Source organism: Phyllobacterium sp. GQ127 (assembly GCF_059758635.1).
The window spans coordinates 1,537,996-1,561,794 of sequence record NZ_JCAXDZ010000001.1; the positions used below are offsets into that span (position 1 = coordinate 1,537,996).

22 protein-coding genes and 1 pseudogene are annotated in these 23,799 nt (G+C 54.5%); 9 read left to right on the plus strand and 14 right to left on the minus strand.

The window, feature by feature from the left end; all coding sequences use genetic code 11:
- Nucleotides 1–164: 164 nt before the first annotated feature.
- The 5 genes from AC6CHM_RS07815 to AC6CHM_RS07835 form a co-directional block, all read right to left on the minus strand.
- Nucleotides 165–1,331, minus strand: a complete 1,167-nt coding sequence (locus AC6CHM_RS07815) for an iron-containing alcohol dehydrogenase (RefSeq protein WP_336439642.1) — start codon at nucleotides 1,329–1,331, stop codon at nucleotides 165–167.
- Nucleotides 1,332–1,493: 162 nt separating this feature from the next.
- Entirely contained in the window at nucleotides 1,494–2,879 is a 1,386-nt protein-coding gene (locus tag AC6CHM_RS07820) for an aldehyde dehydrogenase family protein (RefSeq protein WP_498172573.1), read from the minus strand.
- Nucleotides 2,880–2,969: 90 nt separating this feature from the next.
- Nucleotides 2,970–4,340: a glutamine synthetase family protein gene (locus AC6CHM_RS07825; RefSeq protein ID WP_498172574.1), complete on the minus strand. Its 1,371-nt coding sequence runs from the start codon at nucleotides 4,338–4,340 to the stop codon at nucleotides 2,970–2,972.
- Nucleotides 4,341–4,414: 74 nt separating this feature from the next.
- A complete protein-coding gene (locus AC6CHM_RS07830) occupies nucleotides 4,415–5,968 on the minus strand; it encodes an amino acid permease (protein ID WP_115052283.1) in 1,554 nt (517 codons plus the stop codon).
- An 89-nt stretch (nucleotides 5,969–6,057) separates the two neighbouring features.
- Complete coding sequence (locus AC6CHM_RS07835; protein WP_498172576.1) at nucleotides 6,058–6,843, minus strand: N-formylglutamate amidohydrolase; 786 nt, start codon at nucleotides 6,841–6,843, stop codon at nucleotides 6,058–6,060.
- Between the two features lie 139 nt (nucleotides 6,844–6,982).
- Between AC6CHM_RS07835 and AC6CHM_RS07840 the strand changes: the two genes are divergently transcribed.
- Both AC6CHM_RS07840 and gnd read left to right on the plus strand, forming a co-directional pair.
- The gene (locus tag AC6CHM_RS07840) at nucleotides 6,983–7,816 is read left to right on the plus strand and encodes a MurR/RpiR family transcriptional regulator (RefSeq protein WP_498172578.1); all 834 of its coding nucleotides are present in this window, start codon (nucleotides 6,983–6,985) and stop codon (nucleotides 7,814–7,816) included.
- A 138-nt stretch (nucleotides 7,817–7,954) separates the two neighbouring features.
- Nucleotides 7,955–9,370, plus strand: a complete 1,416-nt coding sequence (gene gnd / locus AC6CHM_RS07845) for an NADP-dependent phosphogluconate dehydrogenase (protein ID WP_115052281.1) — start codon at nucleotides 7,955–7,957, stop codon at nucleotides 9,368–9,370.
- A gap of 226 nt (nucleotides 9,371–9,596) precedes the next feature.
- Here gnd and AC6CHM_RS07850 read toward each other — a convergent pair whose 3' ends face one another.
- A complete protein-coding gene (locus AC6CHM_RS07850; protein ID WP_498172580.1) occupies nucleotides 9,597–10,592 on the minus strand; it encodes a GlxA family transcriptional regulator in 996 nt (331 codons plus the stop codon).
- Nucleotides 10,589–11,152, minus strand: a complete 564-nt coding sequence (locus AC6CHM_RS07855; RefSeq protein WP_115052279.1) for an isochorismatase family protein — start codon at nucleotides 11,150–11,152, stop codon at nucleotides 10,589–10,591. Before AC6CHM_RS07855 ends, AC6CHM_RS07850 begins: the two co-directional genes overlap by 4 nt.
- A gap of 243 nt (nucleotides 11,153–11,395) precedes the next feature.
- Here AC6CHM_RS07855 and AC6CHM_RS07860 point away from each other — a divergent pair, with 243 nt between their 5' ends.
- Nucleotides 11,396–12,004, plus strand: coding sequence for an alpha/beta hydrolase (locus AC6CHM_RS07860; protein WP_498172581.1), 609 nt, complete (start codon nucleotides 11,396–11,398; stop codon nucleotides 12,002–12,004).
- A gap of 131 nt (nucleotides 12,005–12,135) precedes the next feature.
- Here the strand turns inward: AC6CHM_RS07860 and AC6CHM_RS07865 are convergent, their stop codons facing one another.
- Both AC6CHM_RS07865 and odc2 read right to left on the minus strand, forming a co-directional pair.
- Nucleotides 12,136–12,747, minus strand: a complete 612-nt coding sequence (locus tag AC6CHM_RS07865) for a GNAT family N-acetyltransferase (protein ID WP_498172583.1) — start codon at nucleotides 12,745–12,747, stop codon at nucleotides 12,136–12,138.
- An 83-nt stretch (nucleotides 12,748–12,830) separates the two neighbouring features.
- Nucleotides 12,831–13,964 (minus strand): ornithine/lysine decarboxylase, encoded by a 1,134-nt coding sequence (odc2, locus tag AC6CHM_RS07870; RefSeq protein WP_115052276.1) that lies wholly within the window; start codon nucleotides 13,962–13,964, stop codon nucleotides 12,831–12,833.
- Nucleotides 13,965–14,503: 539 nt separating this feature from the next.
- Here odc2 and AC6CHM_RS07875 point away from each other — a divergent pair.
- The 4 genes from AC6CHM_RS07875 to AC6CHM_RS07890 all read left to right on the plus strand — a co-directional run bounded on the left by AC6CHM_RS07875 (nucleotide 14,504) and on the right by AC6CHM_RS07890 (nucleotide 18,394).
- The gene (locus AC6CHM_RS07875) at nucleotides 14,504–15,691 is read left to right on the plus strand and encodes an amidase (protein WP_498172584.1); all 1,188 of its coding nucleotides are present in this window, start codon (nucleotides 14,504–14,506) and stop codon (nucleotides 15,689–15,691) included.
- Nucleotides 15,691–16,599, plus strand: a complete 909-nt coding sequence (locus AC6CHM_RS07880; protein WP_115052274.1) for a LysR substrate-binding domain-containing protein — start codon at nucleotides 15,691–15,693, stop codon at nucleotides 16,597–16,599. The genes AC6CHM_RS07875 and AC6CHM_RS07880 overlap by 1 nt, the downstream gene beginning before the upstream one ends.
- An 80-nt stretch (nucleotides 16,600–16,679) precedes the next feature.
- Nucleotides 16,680–17,339 (plus strand): DUF1007 family protein, encoded by a 660-nt coding sequence (locus tag AC6CHM_RS07885; protein ID WP_115052273.1) that lies wholly within the window; start codon nucleotides 16,680–16,682, stop codon nucleotides 17,337–17,339.
- Between the two features lie 11 nt (nucleotides 17,340–17,350).
- Nucleotides 17,351–18,394 carry a nickel/cobalt transporter gene (locus tag AC6CHM_RS07890; protein WP_498172678.1) on the plus strand — a complete coding sequence of 348 codons (1,044 nt, stop codon included), beginning with the start codon at nucleotides 17,351–17,353 and terminating at the stop codon, nucleotides 18,392–18,394.
- Here the strand turns inward: AC6CHM_RS07890 and AC6CHM_RS07895 are convergent.
- The gene (locus AC6CHM_RS07895) at nucleotides 18,388–18,597 is read right to left on the minus strand and encodes a hypothetical protein (RefSeq protein ID WP_115052271.1); all 210 of its coding nucleotides are present in this window, start codon (nucleotides 18,595–18,597) and stop codon (nucleotides 18,388–18,390) included. The genes AC6CHM_RS07890 and AC6CHM_RS07895 overlap by 7 nt on opposite strands.
- A gap of 198 nt (nucleotides 18,598–18,795) precedes the next feature.
- Complete coding sequence (locus tag AC6CHM_RS07900; protein ID WP_498172586.1) at nucleotides 18,796–19,476, minus strand: GNAT family N-acetyltransferase; 681 nt, start codon at nucleotides 19,474–19,476, stop codon at nucleotides 18,796–18,798.
- A 92-nt stretch (nucleotides 19,477–19,568) separates the two neighbouring features.
- On the opposite strand from AC6CHM_RS07900, the gene AC6CHM_RS07905 reads away from it, so the two are divergent.
- Nucleotides 19,569–20,738 (plus strand): pyridoxal phosphate-dependent aminotransferase, encoded by a 1,170-nt coding sequence (locus tag AC6CHM_RS07905; RefSeq protein WP_337354413.1) that lies wholly within the window; start codon nucleotides 19,569–19,571, stop codon nucleotides 20,736–20,738.
- A gap of 74 nt (nucleotides 20,739–20,812) precedes the next feature.
- On the opposite strand, the gene AC6CHM_RS07910 is transcribed toward AC6CHM_RS07905, so the two are convergent.
- Together AC6CHM_RS07910 and trhO are read right to left on the minus strand one after the other, a co-directional pair.
- Entirely contained in the window at nucleotides 20,813–21,529 is a 717-nt protein-coding gene (locus tag AC6CHM_RS07910) for a tellurite resistance TerB family protein (protein ID WP_115052268.1), read from the minus strand.
- 125 nt (nucleotides 21,530–21,654) lie between these two features.
- On the minus strand, nucleotides 21,655–22,584 hold the full coding sequence (trhO, locus tag AC6CHM_RS07915) for an oxygen-dependent tRNA uridine(34) hydroxylase TrhO (RefSeq protein WP_337354412.1): 930 nt from the start codon (nucleotides 22,582–22,584) through the stop codon (nucleotides 21,655–21,657).
- A 156-nt stretch (nucleotides 22,585–22,740) separates the two neighbouring features.
- On the opposite strand from trhO, the gene AC6CHM_RS07920 reads away from it, so the two are divergent.
- On the plus strand, nucleotides 22,741–23,379 hold the full coding sequence (locus tag AC6CHM_RS07920; RefSeq protein WP_498172588.1) for a 2-dehydro-3-deoxy-phosphogluconate aldolase: 639 nt from the start codon (nucleotides 22,741–22,743) through the stop codon (nucleotides 23,377–23,379).
- On the opposite strand, the pseudogene AC6CHM_RS07925 reads toward AC6CHM_RS07920, so the two are convergent.
- Nucleotides 23,363–23,775 (minus strand): annotated as a pseudogene (locus tag AC6CHM_RS07925) (endonuclease domain-containing protein). The gene AC6CHM_RS07920 and the pseudogene AC6CHM_RS07925 sit on opposite strands and share 17 nt — an antisense overlap.
- Nucleotides 23,776–23,799 lie beyond the last annotated feature (24 nt).

A 23,799-nucleotide genomic window follows, 5' to 3' on the forward strand; every position in this document is an offset into this window, starting at 1 on the left:
ACAGCCCAAATTATGGAAGCAAGGGTCCTGAGCAGAACAAGATTACCGGAATCACCGCTCTTAGAAAACCAACTGCCATGGCCGCAGGCAAAACCAGACAAAATGCAAAAAGGGCGCTGTCTCCAGCGCCCTTTTAAATTTGACTTTCAAAGCTCGCCTTTCGGCTATCCTTTGATCGCCTCGTTCAGCAGCTTGAGTGCTGCTTGTTTGGTCAGTTCGACGGGGTTGCCTCCCGCCGTTGGGTCAACGATTGCCATCTCGGCAATCAACTCCTTGCGCGCATCATCCATGTCCAGATCCTTGATCAAACCTGGCAAGGCATGCGGTACTTTCAGCTCGGTGCGCAAATCAAGAATTGCCTTGGCAAATCCATCAAATCCGCCCTTGATGCCGATATAATTGGCAAGCCTTACGATGCGCTCTTCAATAGCGCCGCGATTAAAGGCAAGCACATAGGGCATGAATACGGCGTTGGTCATGCCGTGATGCGTGTCATAAAGCGCGCCAATTGGATGAGATAGTGAATGGATCGCGCCGAGCCCCTTCTGGAAGGCGGTCGCCCCCATGGCCGCCGCGCTCATCATATGCGCGCGCGCTGTCAGATCATTGCCATTGGCATAGGCTTTGGGCAGGTTCTCGAAGACGAGCCGGATGCCTTCAACAGCAATACCATCAGCCATTGGATGATAGCCCGGAGCGCAATAGGCCTCAAGACAATGGGCCAATGCATCCATGCCTGTGCCCGCAGTAATAAAAGCTGGCATGCCCACAGATAGCTCAGGATCAGCGATAACGATTGCCGGCAGGAGCTTCGGGTGAAAAATCACCTTTTTAGTGTGGGTTGCTTCATTGGTGATAACGCCCGCGCGGCCAACTTCCGAGCCGGTTCCAGCAGTGGTTGGCACGGCAATAATCGGCGCGATCACCTCGCTATTGGCACGGGTCCACCAGTCACCAATATCTTCGAAATCCCAGATTGGCCGGGTCTGCCCTGCCTGAAACGCAATAAGCTTGCCAAGGTCCAGCGCCGAGCCGCCACCAAATGCGATGACGCCATCATGCTTGCCTTGTTTGAACACTGCAATGCCTGCGGTCAGATTTGAATCCACCGGGTTGGGCTTCACATCTGAAAATACGCCGTAGGGAATCTTGGCATCGTCCAGAATTTTCAGTGTGCTCGCAACCACTGGCAGTTTCGCCAAGCCGGGATCAGTAACGAAAAGCGGATTTTTGATTCCGGTCGCTTCCAGAACTTCCGGCAATTCCTTGATGCGTCCTGCGCCAAAACGCACCGTGGTTGGATAGTTCCATTTGGAAATAAGCTGGCTCATATCATGTCTCTACGTTTGGCATATCTGTTGTGCGTGGTTCGACAAGCTCACCATGAGGATGATGGGTTGCTTGCAAAGATAGGCAACTCTGCCTTGTTCTATTGTAGCCCACTCACGACCCTCATGGTGAGCTTGTCGAACCACGCACAATTCCAATGCTTGTTAAATCTCTTCGCGCAGGTGGTAAGATTTTGGTCTTGTCAAATTGCCATATCCGATGGCTGACATGGCCGCACCCTTGCCCGTGTCTTTGACACCCGTCCAGACCAGCGCGGGATCGATATAATCGCAGCGGTTCATGAACACAGTGCCGGTTTCAATTTGGTCCCCGATCAAAGCCGCGTGATCGGTATCAGTGGTCCATAGCGAGGCAGTCAGGCCGTATGGGCTGTCATTCATCAAGGCCACGGCCTCCTCGTCATTGCGCACTTTCATGATGCCGACGATTGGCCCAAAGCTTTCTTCGCGCATGACGCTCATTTGATGATCGACATTGGTCAGCACTTCGGGAGCAAGATAGGGAGAACCAGCCTTGTCATTGGCAACATTCATGTTCACGTGAGCTTTCGCGCCCTTGCGCAGTGCTTCGGCCTTTTGTTCACGGATCAGTTCGGCAAAGCGGGTCTGCGCCATCGGGCCCATCGTGGTCGCCTCTTCCAGCGGGTTACCGACAACATATTGCTTGGTCAGGTTAACGAAGCCGTCGACAAAACGGTCATAAACCTTCTCATGCACATAAATGCGCTCAATACCGCAGCAACATTGACCGGAATTGAAAAATGCCCCGTCAACAAGATTGGCAACCGCATGATCGAGATTAACATCCGGCAACACATAGGCCGGGTCCTTGCCGCCAAGTTCCAGACCCACGGTCATGAATGTGCCCGCCGCCGCCTTTTCAATGGCGCGTCCGCCACCCACTGACCCCGTGAAATTCACGTGATCAATGCGACCGGAGCCAAGTAACTTTTCTGTCTGGGCATGACCAAGCACGATGTTCTGAAATACGCCCTTAGGTAGACCTGCCTTTTCGAAAGCCTGCGCAAATCGTTCTCCGACCAGCAAGGTCTGGGCTGCATGTTTCAGAATGACGCTGTTGCCCGCCATCAGGGCAGGAATGATGGTATTGACCGCCGTAAGATAGGGATAATTCCATGGCGCAATGACCATGACGACGCCGAGCGGCACATGCTTGATGTAACGACGGAAACCCGGCCTGTCATTCTCCAAGATGGGCGCAAGCGCCTGTTCGGCAATTTTGACCATATAGCGCGTACGTTCTTCAACGCCGCCTTTTTCACCACCGTAACGTACTGGCCGGCCCATCTGCCATGCAATTTCCGGCACGATTTCATCGTTCATGGCCAGTAATGCGTCAAGCGCTGCAAGACATAGACGACCGCGCTCTGCAATGCTGGTCTGTGCCCAATCCGCTTGCGCCTGTTTCGCGGATTCGACCGCTGTATCAATCGCCTTGTCGCTGGCAATTGGGCGTTCGGCATAAACAGTGCCATCAATGGGTGTAATCAGTTTGACCGTTTCGGCCATGTCAAAACCTCGTGCTTTCGTTTTTATAGCCCTCCCCACAAAGGCAGACTGCATCGCAGCAGGGAGGGGTATTTCTCTATTTTCAGTTCTTCAATACCGTTCGAAGCCGCGATGCAACTCCCAATCGGTCACGCGGCGATCATATTCAAACTGTTCCCATTTGGCCGTGTGAACATAATGCTCGATGACATCCTCACCCAATGCTTCCTTGAGCATTTTCGAGCGGGCCAGCGTGTCAGTCGCCTCACGCAGGGTCTTTGGAATCTCCCGCAATCTTGCGCCGCCATAAGCATCCCCTTGAAACGGCTGGCCGAGTTCCAGCTTTTCATCAATCCCGGCAAGGCCGGACGCAATCAACCCTGCAAAAGCGAGATATGGGTTGAGGTCAGCCCCGCCGATGCGGCACTCTATACGGATAGCCTTGGAGCCTTCGCCGCACAGGCGGAAACCTGCCGTGCGGTTGTCAAGGCTCCAGACATTTTTCGTCGGCGCGAATGTACCGGCCTGAAACCGCTTATAGGAATTGATATAGGGCGCGAGGAAATAGGTGAAATCATCGGCATATTTAAGCTGCCCCGCCACCCACTGGCGCATTAAAGGCGACATCGTATATTCCGCGTTCTTGTCATAGAAGAGCGGGGTCTTGCCGTCTGCGCTCCACAATGAATTGTGGACGTGGCTTGAACTGCCTGCGAGCGAATAATCATACTTCGCCATGAAGGTGATCGCCTTGCCCATCTGGGTGGCGATTTCCTTGCAGCCATTTTTCATGACCACATGGCGGTCGGCCATTTCCAGCGCTTCGGCATAGCGCACATTGATTTCTTCCTGACCCGGCCCCCATTCGCCCTTGGAATTTTCAACCGGAATACCCGCATCAAACAGGCCATTGCGGATGGCGCGCATCACCGCATCTTCCTTGGTGGTCATCTGGATCACATAGTCCTGAATATAGGGCGATGCGGTTGTCATGCCCTTCCAGTGCTTGGCTCTCGCGCTCTCATAAGTCTCATCGAAAAGATAAAACTCAAGTTCCGAGGCGAAATAGGCCAGATAGCCGCGATCCTTCAGCCGGGCGAGCTGCCGTTTGAGAATAGCGCGCGGCGAATGCGAAAGGTCCTCGTGATGATGGTGATCGAGAATATCGCACAATACCAGCGCGCATTTTTCCAGCCAGGGAATATGGCGAATGGTCGTAAGGTCAGGCTTGATGACGAAATCGCCATAGCCCTGTTTCCAGCTCGCCGCCTTATAGCCCGGAACCGGCTCCATATCGATATCATTGGCAAGCAGGTAGTTGCAGCCATGCGTCTCATCATGTGCGGATTCAACAAAGAAGCTCGCGTGGAATCGCTTGCCTATCAATCGGCCCTGCATATCGACGAAACAGGCCAGAATTGTATCGATTTCACCGCTGCTTACGCGGCTTTTCAGTTCGTCGAAACTCCAATGTCCGGGCATAGTCCATCCTCAAAAACGTCAACTGGGTCAAAGAAGAGGCGACCGGCTTGGTGCCGGTCGCCTCTTTGTTGAAATCAGGCTTTTTCGCCGACTGCGCGTTCAGCAGCTGCAATTTCCGCCGAGCGGCGCGCTACTTCGTCGCCAATTGGAGGGCCACGGAAGCGGCGGCGTTCAAAGCCAAACCATACGATTGCCGTAACCACCAAAAAGCCGACAGTGATGTAAAGCGCCCATTCATTTGGCGGTTGAATGCCGAGCACGAAGATCAAAGCCATTGCCAATATCGACAGCACAGCAAAGAACTTGAACTTGCCTTCGCCCATATCCCAAGGCCCCATCTTGTTCCATTTTGGCGTGCCCCAGGCCAACAGACCCAGCGCAATTGGAATAGCGAATGAGAAGAAGAGGAAGATGACCGTGCAGGATACCACGATCGTATAAACCGGCGTTTCGCCGATCGACACCAGTGAGGATCCCCAGACGAAGAGAACGGCAAGGGTTGAACCCGTCCAGATCGCGGAAACCGGCGTACGATATTTGGGGCTGACTTTAGAAAGCGCCTTTGATGCCGGAAGCCCCCGATCACGGGCAAAAGCGAAGATCATGCGCGAAACCGAGGTCACTGTCGCAAGTCCGCAAAGGAACTGGCAGATGAAGATCAGGAAGTAGAGGATGTCCTTTACCAGCGGATTGACTTGCTCGTTCATCGCCCAGAAGAAAACATTCCAGCCCTGCGCCGCAGCTGCATCCATGTTTGGAATCATCAATACGAATGAGCAGAGCATGATATAGCCGAAAACTGCCGACCAGAGCACGGATGAGATCATGCCCCGCGGAACAGAATGCGCCGCACGAACGGTTTCCTCCGATGTATGTGCCGAGGCATCATAGCCTGTGATCGTGTAAATGGGCAGCAACAGGCCGAGCAGAAAGACCCAAGCGCTTGACGTCGTTGGCCACACATTTCCACCAGCTTCGCCGGAATAGTTGGAGAATGTAAACAGACGGGCAAAATCATAGCCATCAGCGACGGCCAGACAAACGACTGAAAGAGCAATGGCCGTCACAAAGATCAGATAACCGGAAAAGTCCGTCAGTTTGGCAGTAAGACCAATACCCATATGGTTGATCAGCGCCTGCGCGCCGGTCAAAATTACAAGAAATACCACGCGGACAGTCGTCGAATCGGCAATACCAAGATATTCGCCGAATGCCCCGATAAAGAAATAATAGGTGCCGACATTGATGGCGCCGAGCACCGTGATGAGACCCAGCAGATTGAACCAGGCGGTGAGCCAGCCCGTGCCGCGATTACCGAGGATTGAGCCCCAGTGATAAAGCCCGCCAGCCGTCGGATATGCGGAGCTGATCTGCGCCATGGCAATGGCAAACACTGCTGAGACAAGGCAGCCGAGGGGCCAGCCAATGCCGATTGCAGCGCCACCCGCACCGGAGGTTGCCTGCGCCAGCGAATTGATACCGCCGGATAGAATACAGATAATCGAGAAAGAAATTGCAAAGTTCGAGAAACGGCTCATTCGCCGTTCCAGCTCCTGGGCATAGCCCATGCCGTGAAGAACTTTTACGTCCTCCAGCTTGTCTGTGTCTGTGTAGTCCTGGTGTGTCATCACGTTCCCCTGTTATTATTGAAAGAGTTGCAACGTCGATAGCAGCGTCAGTTTCTAGAATTCCTTGTTTGTCGTCCCCGCAATGCCCATCAAAGGCCTTTTGTTATATTATTCAAAAGAGCTGAAAGCAGTTCCCCCCAGCCCTCCTCCTCTTGAGCTGTCGTCACAAGATCGTTGCGAATCTCGATCATTACAGCCGGCATTCCATGGGCAGAAGCGTGTCGCTCCAGCGTATAATAAACGCGATCTGCCGGTGAATAAGGTTCGTTGATTCCAACGTTGTAACGCCCCGGCGCCTGCAAGCCTGCAATAAGCGGCGCAGCAATGCGCTCGTCCGCGTCATGAATAATGCCGATATGCCAAGGCCGCTCGACACCGCGATAGACCGGCGTATAGGAATGGATTGCGACAAATACCGGCTCAGGCTTGCCCGCCGCCTTTCGCTTCTCGACGAGCGCTTCAATGGCGGCATGATATGGCCTGTGCGAAAGTTTGATACGTTCCTGTCGCGCTGCCTCGCTCAGATTTTCATTGGCTGGGATTACCGTCACTTCGCTCAGCGAAGGCACAAGATCAGGCGCATTTAGCGGACGATTGCAATCAATAATCAGGCGCGACACGCAGGACTCGACCAGCGGCGCGTCAAGCAACCTGCTCATGACGGCGCTCACGCCTAATGCACCCGGATCCCAGGCAATGTGTTTTTGAAGGTCGCTATCCTTCAGGCCGAGCGTGCCAAAACCGTCCGGTACAAAATTGGAGGCGTGATCACAAAGAATGATGCATGGTCCAGCGCCATCCGGATTTGTTATCCGAACGGGAGCCCATTCTTTTGTCACTACCTGCGGCGCACCGCTCGCTATGGTCCGGCCCATTTTTGCCCTTTTTGGCAAACTGTACTTTACGTTACATTTTATGTTTTTATTTCCACTCTCGTATGATTTGATACATAACAATCAAAATTGTCAAATCCGAAATTTACGTTTCAAAATTCGGACCGGGGGAGACAGCCAAATGAGCACAAGCATTTCCGAGCTAATCGCAGAAAAGATAGACGCGATGCCTGCCTCGGAACGCAGGGCGGCTCAAACGCTTATCGCAAATTACCCGCTGATCGGACTGAGAACGGTTGCTGAATTTTCCGGTCAGGCAGGTGTATCCTCGCCGACTATCTTGCGCTTCGTCTCCCGTCTCGGCTTCCAAAGCTATCCGGAGTTCCAAAGCGCCCTGCAGGAGGAACTCGCCGCACAGGTACAGTCGCCATGGAATCGTGCTGCAACCATCCAGCGGCCAAAGGACGGGGCCACCTTCCCGCTCATGGAAGCCGCCATTGAGAATATCCGCGAAACATTCCAGCACCTTTCAGCGCAACAGCTTGGAGACGTAACGGATGCGCTGAGCCGCAATCGTGCCCGTCTCTATCTCCTCGGCGGACGCTTCACCGATCCCATCGCAACCTATATGGCCGCGCATCTCAAGATTGTACGCTCCGGCGTCACCCATCTGGCAGGGCAGGAAAGCCATTGGCGTGACCAGCTGATCGATGTGGGCAAAAAGGATGTGCTGCTGGTTTTCGATATACGCCGCTATCAGGATAGCCTGTTGCGGTTTGCAGAAAAGGCGCAGGCCCGCGGCGTTGAAATCGTGCTTGTCACCGACCAATGGCTCTCTCCCATCGCGCGTTTCGCCCGCCATGTCATCGCTGGCCGAACCGCCGTTCCCTCCCCTTGGGATTCGTCTGCCGCACTCTTTCTCATTGCGGAAACACTGATTGCCGAAGTCACGCGCAAGCTTGAACAAAGCAGTGCCGATCGTATCCGCGATCTGGAGCAATTGCGGGATAATTAGATTTTCTCCCGGCCATGCCATTGCCGCCAACGCTCATTAATATACTAATGCTGTCCCGGACTCGAAAAAGGCTCGGTGCCATTCATCCGGATGAAATTATCGCATTATGCCCCTATTGAATGTGTAAGGACCAAAATCATGCAGCAAGCTGACATCGGATTGATCGGCCTCGGCGTCATGGGTGCCAATCTGGCGCTGAACATCGCTGAGAACGGTTATCGCGTTGCGGTTTTCAACAGAACCGTTGCCAAGACAAATGAATTTTACGCCGAAGCAGGTGCGCTGCAGGACAAGATCATCGCGTGCGAGACGCTTGAAGATCTGGCCAAAAACATCCGCGCGCCGCGACCTATCATTCTCATGGTCAAGGCTGGCGAGGCCGTCGACGAGCAGATTGCCGCTCTCAAACCCTTCCTTGCCAAGGACGACATCATCATTGATGCAGGTAATGCGAATTTTCACGATACGGTGCGCCGCCTAGCAGAACTGGGGACGAACGACCCAACCTTTGTCGGCATGGGCGTTTCCGGTGGGGAAGAAGGCGCGCGCCATGGCCCTTCGATCATGGTTGGCGGCACGCCCGAATCCTATGCCCGTATCGAGCCTGTGCTGACAGCAATTTCCGCCAAGTACGAAGGCGAATCCTGTTCAGCCCTGCTTGGGCCTGACGGAGCAGGTCATTTCGTCAAGACGATCCATAATGGCATCGAATATGCCGATATGCAGATGATTGCCGAAGTTTACGGCGTGTTGCGTGATGGTCTTGGCCTCACCTCCGAAGCCATTGGCAGGATTTTCCAAAAATGGAATGAAGGCCCGCTGAATTCCTATCTCATAGAAATCACCGCCAAGGTTCTGCTTGCCAGTGACAAGAAGACTGGCAAGCCTGCCGTCGATGTCATTCTCGACAGCGCAGGCCAGAAAGGCACTGGCCGCTGGGCCGCTATCGAAGCGCAGATGCTCGGCATTCCTGCGACCGGCATCGAGGCTGCTGTTGCTGCCCGTTCGATCTCGTCCATGGTCAAGCAGCGCAGCGAAGCGGCAAAGGCCTATGGCGATCTTGGCACCGCCAAACTCTCCGATGGCAGCCAGGCATTTATCGACGCGCTCGAACAGGGTCTGCTTGCGGGTAAAATTGCGGCCTATGCGCAAGGCTTTGACGTCATGGCAGGCGCATCGAAGGAGCGCGGCTGGAACATCCCCCTTGCAACGACCGCCCGTATCTGGCGCGCCGGCTGCATCATTCGCTCGCAGTTCCTCGATCAGATTGCAGCGGCATTTGAAGGTAGCGAAGGCACAAATCTCCTTCTTGTACCGGCCTTTGTCGAGCGTATGCAGTCAGGCTCGAAATCCTTGCGCAGGATCGTTGCCGAAGCCTCGCTAGCAGGTCTGCCAGTTCCGGCACTCTCTGCCGCTCTCAACTATTTTGATGGATTCCGCCAGGCTCGCGGCACAGCAAATCTCATTCAGGCGCAGCGTGATTTCTTTGGCGCTCATGGATTTAAACGCCTTGGCGAAGAGGGTGATTTCCACGGGCCTTGGTCTGATGCTTAATCAAACTCGATACAACGACGTGTGCTAACTTGATTGCATTGGCGTTGTACGTGGTTCGACAAGCTCACCATGGGGAAGATTTGTGTATTGCGGGGAGCTATTTCTGCAAGGCCAGAAGATAATCTTGCAAACCACTACCTTCCTCATGGTGAGCTTCGTCGAACCACGCACAGCACCAATGCAGCAGAATCGATAGCCTCAATCGAAATGGAGATTGCCGTTCATATCACGGCAATCTTGCACTGCTGGGCGGAGCGGCATGAATCCGCCCCCAAGCTCGGCGCAATTGCCTTGCGGATGCAAACCCCGCGCGATCCGCCACCCCTTCCATATCCAGCCGCGTATTGCTCAATATCTCCCGCGCCAAAGCGATCCGCAGACGGTTAAGATAGTCGGGAATGCTCATTCCCGTATGCTCGTTGAAAAGGCGTGAGAGGTGGCGTGGACTTGTGGCTGCAATGTCAGACAGCGACTGCAAGGTCCAATTCTGCGCCGGATCAGAGGCAAGCCTGTCCTGAACACGGTGGATCGCCGGATGGATGTGATTGCGCCCGTCAAGCCAGGGCGACCATTGCGGATCAGTGCCGCTGCGCCGCAGATAAACCACCAGATATCGTGCAACAGCCACAGCACATGCCGGCCCTGCAATCTGGCTGACAAGATGGAGCATCAGATCAATGCCCGCCGTAATCCCAGCACTTGAGTAACGATTGCCATCTTCGACATAAAGCCGGTTGTCAAAAATCCGTGCTGTCGGCACATTTTCACGCAATTCTTCGATCGAACCGAAATGGGTGGTGCAGGCATATCCATCAAGCAGGCCCGCGCGTCCCGCCAGCAAGGAACCTGAGCAGATCGACACCAGTTTCTGTGTCTCGCCGACATGGGTCCGAAGCCAGTCGATAATCGCCGTGTCACCATGGCCCTGCGCTTCCGCATGGGCTGAAGCCGGTGTATCCAGCAGCTCTGTCGCGTCTCCCGAAATTATAATCATGGCATCCGCCGGGACATTGCCGGGCAATGGCTCTATGCCGCTGATCGTCAATCCGATGGATGTAGTTACATTTGCCAGCGGGCCGACATAGCGCACATTAAAGCGCACCACGTCCTGCTCGAAATTTGCCTTGCGCAACACTTCCACCGGCCCGGCAATGTCCAGCAGCAGTGCCCTTGCGGGCACCACCACCAGAACATCGATATTTCTCGGTTCCATTACACTCATGCGGCCATCGCGCGTTCGACTCCGCTCAATGCTTCGTCAACCGTCACAATTCGCGCAAAGCGCCCGGCGAGCACCAGTTCGGTACGGGCCTTGATCTCATCGGCGCTGAATGTACGGCCATCAGCATGTGTCATGGCAAAGGTCAGCGTTGCTTCGGAGACAAACTCCACCTCGTAACCCAAATCTGACGCATGGCGCGTTGTCGTTTCACAGCATTGCTCGGTACGGATTCCGGATACCAACACTTTGCGGATGCCGTTTTCAGTCAACCAGACGTCAAGCCCGCTACCGACTAGCGCGCTGTGCCGGGATTTGTTGAAAACGGCATCGGCGCTGAACGAGACTGGAGCGAGAGGCTTGATAAAGCCCGACTCCATGGCAAATGGACCATCCCCATCCACATGGAAAATCCGTACCACGGGCAGGCCCTTGGCTTTAGCACCATCAATCAATCGCTGGATGTTTGCGATAAAGGGTTGTGCTTCTGCTTCATTCCAATAGCCACGCTGGCGAAATGATTCTTGTACGTCAATAACGATGAGCGCTGTGTCTGCGGACATTTTTGAACTCTCCTATGTGTTAATATTAGGAGATTATTGCCAGATATGACAGCGCGATACGCATGTGCCGGACGAAAAGCGGACAATAAAAGCCAATACCTGACAAATGCGGCGCACTGTCTTCAAATAGTAGACAATCCATCCAATAGCCGGGCCTTCTTTTCCTTGGCCAAGCACCCATATTGGGGCAATAAAAGTCATCAAACGATCCGGACAGCAGAAGGGCCGGACGGAAAGGCCACAATGTCAGCCGACATCTATCAAAATCGCACGCATCTTGCCGCAATGCAGGGTCAGCCGCTGTTGTTTGTTTTTCATGGCACCGGCGGCGATGAAAATCAGTTTTTCGATTTCGGCCGGCAATTGCTGCCCGATGCCGGCATTATTTCACCACGCGGCAATGTATCGGAACATGGCGCATTGCGGTTTTTCCGCCGAACCGGCGAAGGCGTTTACGACATGGAAGATCTTGCCTTGCGCACGGATGCCATGGCGGACTTCATCCGTGCCCGCAAAATCGAAGCACGGCCGTCCAGGACCATTGGTCTTGGCTATTCCAACGGCGCGAATATTCTTGCCTCCGTCATGCTGAAACATCCTGGCCTGTTCAACGAAGCTGTGCTGATGCACCCGCTTATCCCTTGGCAACCAGACGCTCAACCCGGCCTTGCCGGCAAGCGTGTACTGATCACCGCAGGCCAGCGTGACCCTATCTGCCCACCCTCATTGACGCAGGATTTTGCCGATTATCTGATTGGGCAAGGTGTAGAAACTGATCTTGCCTGGCACACGGGCGGTCATGAAATCCAGCAGAGCGAGATCGCCGCGATTCAGCGGTTTTTTGGATCGTAAATCCCGCTGGCATTGTCATTTGTGCGTGGTTCGCCCTTCGACTAGCTCAGGAGGGCGAACCACGCAGGATTGTGCTGCAAATGTAAAAAACCACGCTTATTCCACCAAGTGAAGATAAGCGGGATTGGTGTTTACCTTGAAAACCGCATAGCCACCGGCAATATCCTGATAGCCGATGAGCGCTTGCCCTTTGGCGTCAACAGGCCATGCGCACCGTCCAGATAACCGGCCTTTAGCTCCAGCGCCAAAAAGCGATGGCGCTCAACAGGGCCCGGCATTGCAAGACCGGCTGTCTTCGTGCCGTCAAATCCGAAACGTGCATAATATTCCGGATCGCCGACCAGAAGAATCGCGCCATGGCCAAGGCGTGCGGCTTCTGCTGTCGCGTGACGCATCAATGCAGCACCAATACCGTGTCCCTTCAGCGTCGGCTCGACAGCCAATGGCCCCAGCAACAAGGCGCGCACGGACTTTCCTGATGCATCATGTCCAGCCTGAATGTCCCAAAGCCGCACCGTTCCCAGCAAGGCGCCATCATTGCCGCGTGCAACAAAGGCCAGCCCTTGCGCAGGCAAGCGCCCGCGCCGCAGTTTTTCAGAAGACTTGCGGCGGCGTCCCTCACCCATGGCACGGTCGAGCAGGGCCTCACGGGCTTGTTCATCCTGTGCGGTTTCATTGCGGATAGTGAAAGCCTGCAATCCATCCGGATGCAAATTTTGTTCGATATATTCTACTGCGTTCATTGTCTTGACCAATCGATCATAAGGGTGCGTCAGCGCCGTCCGGCCTTGAAGCCGGACAGCAGTCCATCACCGGGCAACAGCCCTTAAATTACGTATGATCGGAGTGGTTCAAAGCCATTGAAAGCAACTGCCGAGTAGGTCGTGGTATAAGCGCCAGTTCCCTCGATCAGCACTTCGTCGCCAATAGTCAGCGAGATCGGTAGCGGATAGGGGTTCTTTTCATACATCACATCGGCACTGTCGCAGGTTGGGCCAGCAAGAACGCATGGCTCGGAAACATCGCCATCGCGCGGCGTTGTAATCTGATAGCGGATTGCCTCGTCCATCGTCTCGGCCAGACCGCCGAACTTGCCGATATCGAGGTAAACCCAGCGTACATTGTCGTTGGCGGCCTTCTTTGACACGAGCACGACCTCGGCCTTGATGACGCCTGCATTGCCAACCATGCCACGACCGGGCTCAATGATTGTCTCAGGCAGACGATTGCCGAAATGCTTGCTCAGCGCCTGGAAAATAGCCTGACCATAGGCCTGTGCAGTTGGCACATCCTTGAGGTAACGGGTTGGGAAACCACCGCCCATATTGACCATTTTCAGTGTAATGCCTTCCTTGGCAAGCGCGTCAAATACCTGCTTTGCATCGCCGAGCGCACGATCCCATGCAGCAAGATCTGTCTGCTGGGAACCCACATGGAAAGACACGCCATAGCTGTCGAGGCCAAGCTGCTGGGCGGAGCGAAGCACGTCAACCGCCATGGCAGGAACACAGCCAAACTTGCGCGACAGGGGCCATTCGGCGCCAGCACCGTCAGTGAGGACACGGCAGAACACGCGTGCGCCAGGCGCAGCACGGGCGACTTTCTCAACTTCTTCGACGCAATCAACGGCAAAGAGGCGAATACCGAGTTCGAAGGCGCGGGCAATATCGCGCTCTTTCTTGATCGTGTTGCCAAAGGAAATACGATCCGCAGTTGCCCCCGCATCAAGCGCCATCTCGACTTCGGCAACCGATGCCGTATCGAAGCTGGAACCGAGCGAAGCGAGCAGGCGCAGAATTTCCGGCGCAGGATTTGCCTTCACCGCATAGAAAATCTTCGACTCTGGCAAGGCCATTTCGAAATTGTGGAAATTTTCACGCACGACATCAAGATCGAGCACCATGCAAGGGCCGTTCGGGCGTCGGGTATTGATGAAGTCGATAATGCGCTGCGTAGCCATGTTATGCTCCAATTCCATAGCGGCTGGTATGGCCGCTCAAGCAGTGCAATTTCTCGGGCCGCGCCCATCGAAACTGCTGAGGACAAAGTGCATGAATCCATCCCCCGCGAAGCCAGCCTTTGGAGATGCTGAAAACACGGACAAGTTCATGCGGCGGTGGACCTGCGCCAACTGGCGTCGATCCGCTTTGTCTGCCTTGGTTTGGATGTTCCCATCCGCACTACCGGCAATGAAGGTGTGCCTCTTCAGTAATTCTCGGCTTTTGGACAGCCGAAAGAGACCGACTAGGCCCGCACCGTCGTTGCTTCAGATGTCCTCAACTTTGGCAGTTGGCTGCTAAGCTGACTGGAGGGGTTAGTTCCAGGTACCATACCGTTTCCTCACCATAATGAAGATCGGCGGACACCCATGGGCACGTGCGACTTTGGGCAAGGGCGATATAAGGCGGAATATGTGTCCAATCAATGACAAATATCGATTGTGACAAAGTTTTTTATTCATTGAACAAACAGAGCAAAATCACGTAGAATCTTTGAACGATGACCATATCAAAGCCCCTTAACGCTCTTTTGGATTTACCGTCTGTTAACCTTGTCTCGGGCGATGGTCCCTTGAGTGGTGAAACTTTGGCGGTCAAGGACATATTTGACGTGGCCGGCCTGCCCACTGGTTGCGGAAATAGGCAAAAACAGGCCGAATCACCCAATGCCATAACCACCGCGCCAGCTGTGCAGAAATTGCTCGATGCAGGAGCGACATTTATCGGCAAGACCCAGACCGATGAACTGGCCTTTTCGCTCATGGGCCAGAATGCCCATTATCCTCACCCGATAAACCCGAATGCGCCCGATCGCGTCACCGGTGGCTCATCATCAGGATCAGCGTCAGCTGTTGCAGGCGGATTGGCCAGCATCGCAACCGGAACGGATACGGGCGGCTCCATCCGTGCCCCTGCCAGTTTTTGCGGTCTGGTAGGCTTGCGCATCAGCCATGGGCGCATCTCTCTGGAGGGCACGATGCCATTGGCGCCCTCCCTCGATACGTTTGGCTGGTTTGCCCGTGATGTCGAGCTTTACGAGAAAGTCGGCAATGTCCTGCTTGGTCAGGACATAAGCGACTTCAAGCTGAAGCGCCCGCTGTTCATTCCGCTGCTGGAACATCTTCTGGTCGGCGAAGCGGAGGATGCCGCCTACCGGCAAATGTATAAATTGGTCGCAGGCCATCTCGGTCATGCCCGTTCCGCCCGCCAATCAACAGCATCCATGGATGATCTTTATCTCTGCTTCCGCCAGATTCAGGGTTTTGAGGCTTGGGCGGCGCACGGAGCGTGGCTTTCCGAGAAGAATCGCGGACTCGGCCCCGGCGTTAAAGAGCGGTTCGAATATGCCGCCGCCATTGATCTGGACACCTATCAGGCTCAGGTAAAGCGCAGGGCGCTTTTCACCCGCGAGCTTGCAGATTTACTTCAGGATGATGGTGTTTTGGTTATGCCGACCGTACCCGGTGCAGCACCACTGGCCGCAACGCCTTTTGGGGATATTCAGGCCTATCGCGAACAGGCGCTCCGCCTGTTGATGATATCCGGCCTTTCGGGCTTTCCGCAGATCACCTTGCCGCTTGGTCAGGTTCACGGCGCGCCATTTGGCTTTTCGCTGCTTGGACCGAAAGGCAGTGACATGGCGCTCATCCGCCTTGGCCGCACCATTTTACAATCAAAGGCACACTGATGGACACACTCACCCGCATGCGCGCCTATATTGATGTCGTGGAAGCGGAGGGGTTCTCGGCGGCGGCCCGCAAGATCGGGCGTTCCAAGGCACTCTTGTCCAAATATGTACGCGAACTTGAAGACGAGCTTGGTGCTTTGCTTCTCAATCGCACCACGCGGCAATTTTCCCTGACGGAAGCTGGCCACACCTATTACCAGCGCGCCAGCGAAATTCTGCGCGATGTCGAAAACCTGAAGGAAACGGTTCGCGACACCAGCAGCGATATCAAGGGGCGGATCAAGATTTCGGCACCGCGCACCTTTGCCGACGCCGATATTGGCCAATGTCTCATCGATTTTTGCGCCGATCAGCCTGAAATCACTCTCGATGTTCGGCTTGACGATCGCTTTGTTGATCTGGTTGAGGAAGGATTCGACCTGGCCATCCGTATTACCCGCATGCAGGACTCATCGCTGATCGCCAAGCGCATTGCTCCTTTCCGTGTCGTCGCCTGTGCCTCGCCTGCATTGATCGAACAGACGGGCGTTCCGCAGCGCCCCGAACAGCTGAGTGCCCTGCCCTGCATCGTCGATACCAATAATCGCTCGCGCAATAGCTGGCAGTTTCATAATCAAAGCGGACCGATCATTTCCGTTCAGGTGTCCGGCCCCCTGGAGATCAATAGCCCGCTTGCCGCGCGCCGCGCCGCTCTTTCAGGGCTGGGCTTTGCCATGCTTCCGGATTTTATCGCAGCGCCGGATGTTGCAAGCGGCAGGCTGGTGCCTGTACTTGACGAGTTCGTCATGCGGGATGCCGGTATTTATGCAGTCTATCCGCATCGGCGCTATCTGCCCGCCAAGGTGCGCGTGCTTGTCGATTACTTGACTAAATGGTTCAAGGACCAAAAGGACAATCGCAAAGCCTAAAATGATGGGCTGTTAATGTTATATCGTCCCAATTTTGCCAAGTTCGGGATGTCCTGTACCACAACTATAAAGGGCAATTCATGCAGCAGAAACTCGCGGTCTTCATGGCAACTCTGGCTTTGGGCATGACCCTCGCCACCCCCGCCTATGTCCATCCGCACGTCTTTGCCGAAGCGCGCCTCGATATCACGATCAATCCTGATGGAACTGTTCAAAAGCTTGGCCATGTCTGGCGTTTTGACGATATCTTTTCCAGCACCGTTCTGGTGGAGTTCGACAAGAATGGTGATCTGAAGCTGGATGAAGCGGAATTGGCTGCTCTGGCTGAAACGATCAATGCCTCGATTTCCGAGTTCGACTATTTTCAGTCTGTCCAGCTCAATGACAAGAAGATCGTCATGGCAGCGCCAAAGCATTTGATTGCCGATTTCCAGAACAATCAGTTGATGATCATCTTTGAGAGCACCCCCAAACATCCGCTGAAGCTTGGCACAAAGACCAGTTTCGGCGTCTATGATCCAACCTTCTACACGGCCATCGATTACGTCAACGACGCGGATGTGCATGTGACGGGACTGCCGCCAGCCTGTAAGCAGAAGGTGGTGCGCCCCAACCCCGATGAGGCCATTGCCCAAAATCAGGGAACGCTGACCGATGCTTTTTTCAATGATCCCACTGGCACTGACATGACTAAAATCTTTGCCACCAGGCTCGAAATAGAATGCCCCTCCCAAGGGTAAAAGGATAAATGATGCGGAAATCGATCTGGCTTTGCGCACTGCTCGCGCTCGCGCTCCTTGGCGGACATGCTCTAGCGCAAACCTCTTCGCTTGGCATCGGCATGAATGAAGTTGCGATGAAGCCATCCGGTCCGTTTGCCGAATTCATCTTATGGATCAATATGCAACAGCGCGCCTTTTATCTGGCCATGACGAAAGCCCTTAAAGCCATGCGCGAGGATCCGTGGCAAGCTTCGATCCTCGTTGGCCTGTCCTTTCTCTACGGCATATTGCACGCTGTTGGTCCCGGCCATGGCAAGGCTGTCATTTCATCCTATATGGTTGCCAATGAAACGACCCTGAAGCGCGGCGTCTTCCTGTCCTTCGCCTCGTCCATGTTGCAGGCTCTCACAGCCGTTTTCATCATTGGTCTGACTTTTCTTGTGCTTCGCGGCACCACTGTGTCCATGGACGATGCGACGCATATCATGGAAGTGGCAAGTTTCGCGCTGATCGTGGCCTTCGGCCTGTCATTGCTCTGGCGCAAGGTGCCACGGCTTTTCACGGCAAATGCCGCTCATGCCCATGCGGGTCACATACATCATGATCATGACCATGCTCACCACAGTCACGAGCATCACGACCACACGCACCATGATCACCATGCGCATAGTCATGGTCATTCCCATGCTGCAGGTCATGTCTGCGAGACATGCGGCCATAGCCATGCCCCGGATCCGGCCATGATTTCCGGCGATTTCAACTGGAAAACCGCTTGGGCGGCCATCATTGCTGTTGGTTTGCGCCCCTGTTCCGGCGCACTGATCGTTCTGACGTTCTCGCTATTGAACGGCTTGGTGCTTGGGGGAATTTTGTCCGTTTTCGCCATGGCCTTGGGCACATTCATAACGGTCGCAATACTCGCAACCTTGGCCGTCACCGCCAAGAATGTGGCCTTGCGCATATCCGGCGAAACGGCGCTTTCGGGCCGGGTTCAGAATTTTATCGAGATCGGCGGGGCGCTGTTCATCGTTTTGACCGGCGGCCTGCTTCTGACGGCTTCACTATCCTATTGATTATTATTGCGGCGCTGGCTTCTGGCCCGAAGCCAGAACACGACGAAAAAGCCCAGAACAAAGATAACACCGAAAATACCAGCGGCTAGTGGCGACTTATCGCCAATTGCCAGCATCAGGCTTGGCATCAGATAGGCGACAATGCCAAAGCCGAGCATGATACAACCGGCCGCTATGGCCGCATTCCGGGTTTTGGGGTCCATCAACATCACCACTCAGTTCGATATAAGTGGCGTTGTAGCCCTATCCGGTCGCAAAGCAAGTATTCCGGCAAATCTTTATATGCGTGGTTCGACAAGCTTGATCTTTCATAAGTTGAATAATGCGCCACCCACGAAGAAACTGGCGGTGGCGTTTTTTATCGAGCTGCATGGATAATGTGCGTGGTTCGACGGGGCTCACTATCTTGCAGCAAGCCGAAGCTCTTCCAGCCGCTTGATCTGTTGACCCTCAGCATCAAAATTATCCGGTGAAAGCCAAGCCTGATAGGCTGCTTTGAGCGCTGGCCATTCCTGATCGGTCACTGAATACCAGGCCGTATCCCGGTTCTGGCCCTTCTGCACCATATGCTGGCGGAAAATGCCTTCGAATGTGAAACCAAACCGTTCTGCGGCACGCTTTGACGGCTCATTGCTATTGTTGCATTTCCATTCGTAGCGCCGGTAGCCCAGCACATCGAAAGCATATGCCATGAAAAGATATTGTGCTTCCGTGGCTGCTGGCTTGCGCGCGATCAGCGGTCCCCAGTAAATATTGCCGATTTCGATGGAGCCATGGGCAGCGTCTATGCGCATCAACGCCTGACGTCCCGCAACCTTGCCGCTAGCTTTGTCGATGACCGCGTAAAACAGCGGGTCTTTGCTCGCTTCGACTTTTTCCAGCCATGGCGTCATGGCGTTGCGACTCTCAGGCACGTCCTCGAAAAGATAGCGGAACCGGCCATCAGCATCAGCAACCGTCGAGGCCTCATAGAGTCCATCGCCATGCTTTGTCGCATTGATAGGCTCAAGACGGACATAGCGTCCCTCAAGTGGCTCAGGGGCAGGAAATGGTCGTGGTGTCCAGTCTTTCAAATCGGTCATGTAATTCGGCCCATTTTTATCAAAGCACGTTTGACTTGTTACGCTAGTCCCCGCACAAAGCAGAAGTTGAAAATTGTATGTGAGACAAGAAAATGCTGCGTACCATTTCGGGCTTCGACCGTATCGGCGAAGAAAATGCCTTTGCTGTTCTGGCTCGCGCGACAGCCCTCAGCGCCCAAGGCAAGGACATCATCAATCTTGGCATCGGCCAACCGGACTTTAAAACACCGGCGCATATTGTTGAAGCGGCCATCAAGGCGCTTAAAGACGGTCATCATGGCTACACGCCAGCCAATGGGTTACTGGCGACACGCGAGGCCGTTGCACGACGCACGCTGACCATGACGGGCGTCGAAGTCTCGCCGGAGAACATTATCATCGTGCCGGGCGGCAAGGTGACAATGTTTGCCGCGATCATGATTTTTGGGGAACCCGGCGCGGAAATCCTCTATCCCGATCCCGGCTTTCCCATTTATCGCTCAATGATCGAGTTTACGGGTGCCAAACCCGTTCCGGTGCCAATTCGTGAGGAGAATGGCTTCGCTTTTTCTGCAGAGGAAACGCTATCGCTGATTACGCCGAATACGCGGCTTCTTATTCTCAATTCACCTGCCAACCCGACTGGTGGCGTCACGCCAAAGTCAGAAATCGAAAAACTGGTAAAAGGTCTGGAAGACCATCCCCATGTCGCCATCATGTCAGATGAGATTTACGATGTGATGACCTATGATGGCGAAGAACATTGCTCGCTTCTTACCTTCCCGCAAATCCGTGACCGCCTGATCGTGCTGAATGGCTGGTCGAAGACCTGGGCAATGACAGGTTGGCGCATGGGCTGGTCCATCTGGCCCGATCAGCTCTATGACAAGGTGCGCAAACTCGCGGTCAATTGCTGGTCCTGCGTCAACGCGCCAAGCCAATATGCCGGTATAGCTGCCATTGACGGTCCGCAGGATGATGTGGAGAAAATGTGCAAGGCATTCGACAATCGCCGTAAAATTGTTGTCGATGGACTGAACAGCCTGCCGGGCATTAGCTGCGCCACGCCCAAGGGAGCCTTCTATGCCTTCCCAAACGTCAAGGAAACCGGCTGGCCCGCCAAAAAACTTGCTTCTGCCCTGCTCGATGATGCTGGCGTGGCTTTGATCGGCGGTCCGGATTTCGGCATTCTCGGCGAAGGTTATATCCGCCTCTCCTATGCCAATTCCGAAGAAAATATCATCCGCGCCATCGAACGCATCGAGAAATTTCTGGCAAAATAAGCGGGCGTTGCCGCCCGCCTCCATGTAGCGCGTAGTTTGCGAAAGGCAAACCACGCACTAGATATGCCATCAGCTTAGGCGGGCGAAGCGACCTTCGCCTGACTTACCGTTGCCTCAATATGATCGATGAGGCTATCCGGCAGCTTGAGACGACCGGCGAGCAGATCGAGATAACCGCGTTCGCCGCGTGTCTTTGGATCAATGGCGAGACGGGAAGCTGTATAAAGCTCAACCTTCTGCTCGTCGGTAACGGCGGCTGCAACCAGCGCATCCACATCAACGGGAGCGCTGAGTTCTGCATTCAAGAATTCCTGTGTGTCGCTGTTCATGCCGGAGAGCGATAGCTTTTCCAAAATACGCGCGCGCTCTGCATCATCGACCATGCCGTCGGAGCGGGCAGCAGCAATCATCGCACGCACCAGCACAAGGGCAAATTCGTGCTCACCTTGCGGCGCCGTCTGCGGATCGAAACCTGAATCGCTCGGCGGTGGCAGCAATTCGCCATTTGCCGGAGCCTGCGCGGTTTCTGCGGGAGCCTTGCCCGATTGATAATTTTGATAGGCCTTGTAGGCCAATCCTGCGACTGCGGCGAGACCGCCAAGCTTCAAAGCGCCGCCGGCAACTTCACGGCCTGTACCCGTGCCAAGCAAAATCGCTGCCAGCGCACCTGCCGCCAGGGGGTTGTCCTTGGCCATTTGCGTCGCCTTTCCGGCTGTGTCGCGTACCGAGGTTCCCACGCCGGGGATATTGCTTCCCAGGAAATCGTTCAAAATCTTCTTCGGATCGAGCATGCATTTCTCCCTCTTGGTCGCATGAATTCGCTGGTCTTAGTTAGGAACAGCTTCATGGCATTGCAATGACAGGGAAGGATTTGTGGCTCGCAATCACGACATACGTGGTTCATCCCTCGGCAAGCTCAAGACCCGATATGCTCTTTCAACCCGCGTTCACGCGCCAGCCGCACCTGTTTTTGCCGTTCCGCGAAGCGGGCGCGGTCTTCATCAGTGCGCTCATGATAGCAATTGGGACAGGAAATCCCCTCTGCAAACAAAGGCGACAGCTTGTCTTCGGGCGCGATAGGATTACGGCAGGCGTGGCAAAGTTCTGCCTCGCCTTCAATCAACCCATGGCCGACGGAAACGCGCTCATCAAATACAAAGCACTCGCCTTCCCAGCGGCTTTCCTCAGCGGGTACATCTTCCAGATATTTAAGAATGCCACCCTTGAGATGAAACACATCATCAAAGCCGAGACCTTTGACAAAGGCAGTAGCCTTTTCGCAACGAATACCGCCAGTGCAGAACATGGCAATCTTCTTGCCTTCAAGTTCCTCGCGATGGTTTTCCACCCATTGCGGAAACTCACGAAATGTTTTCGTCTGCGGGTCAAGCGCGCCCGTAAATGTGCCAATGGCGGTCTCATAATCATTGCGCGTATCAATGATTACCGTATCGGGGTCCGAAATCAGCGCGTTCCAGTCTTGCGCAGCGACATAGGTCCCGACACTTTGCAGCGGGTCGATATCCTCAACGCCCATGGTGACGATTTCCTTTTTCAAGCGCACTTTCATACGCTTGAACGGCATTTCGCTGGCATGGGAATATTTCAGTTCCATTCCTGCAATTGCAGGTTCTGCTTCAAGAAAATCGACCAGCGTCTTGATCGCGGCAGCGGAGCCCGCAACCGTGCCGTTAATGCCTTCGGCCGCCAGCAGCAGCGTGCCCTTTATGCCTTGCGCGCAACACAGTTTCGCCAGCGGCTCCTGCAATGACTGGTAGTGATCCAGCCGGGCAAACCGATATAGTGCAGCCACTGTAAAGGGCAGATTGGAAGAATGATCTGTCATGATGGCATTCAACTACTGTGCCACAACGTCAATTTCAAGATATTTGCGACAAGCGGTGCTTTGGCCGCATTTCTTGCATGATGCTGGACTTGAATCATTGGACAAAAAGGTTCAGCAACACTAAATCGATTAGAGTTCAAAAAGACGGAGATTGTCATGACCCAGAAGACCGATTTATTGCTACCTGTCCTCAAGGGCCAGCCGGTCATTCCGGTCCTCCTCATTCAAAATGTTGCCGATGCGGTGCCCTTGGCGCGCGCGCTTGCTGCTGGTGGCCTGCCCGCCATCGAAATTACATTGCGCACCGCCGCCGCGCTCGACGCCATCCGCGCGGTTGCCAATGAGGTTCCTGAAGCAATCGTAGGCGCCGGCACCATTCTCAACGCGCGCCAGTATGAAGAGGCGGCCAATGCCGGCTCGCGCTTCATCGTCAGCCCCGGTGTAACACCGCAATTGCTTGAGGCTGCCCGCTCCAGCAAGGTGCCATTGCTTCCCGGCGCGATCACCCCCGGCGAGATCATGGCGCTGCGGGAAGAAGGCTATACAATGCTGAAATTCTTCCCGGCCGAACAGGCTGGCGGCGCAGCTTTCCTCAAATCGCTTTCCTCGCCGCTGGCCGGAACGATGTTCTGCCCAACCGGCGGCGTCGGCATTGCCAATGCAAAAACCTATCTTTCCCTGCCAAATGTTGTCTGCGTCGGCGGCTCGTGGGTCGCGCCGGAAAATCTGGTCAAGGAAGGCAAGTGGGACGAAATCACCAAGCTGGCAGCCGAAGCCGTCAAGCTGGCCGCTTGACACGATTTGATAAATTATGAGGTGGATGTTGCGATAATCTCGATTGCAGCGCCGCCTCAATTTCCTGATATACGGCCTCTTCCGAAGAAATCACGTCATTATTGTCAAATCGTAGTATCTGAAAACCTTGCCCGCGCAAGAATATATCGCGGGCTTCGTCATGTTTGACGCCAGAGTCCGTCTCATGCGTGTCCCCATCTACTTCAATGAGAATTTTGCTGATAGCCAAGCAAAATCAGCGATGTATGGACCAATGGGGGTTTCGCGGCGGAACCGTGCACCTCGATTACGAAAGCTTCGCAACATATCCCACATTCGCCATTCCGCCTTGGTCAGTTCCCGGCGAAGAGTTTGAGCACGTTGCCTTGCTTTTGGCGGGATATTGCTGTGTGGCATTAAACGCTCGCCCCTCCCTGACGC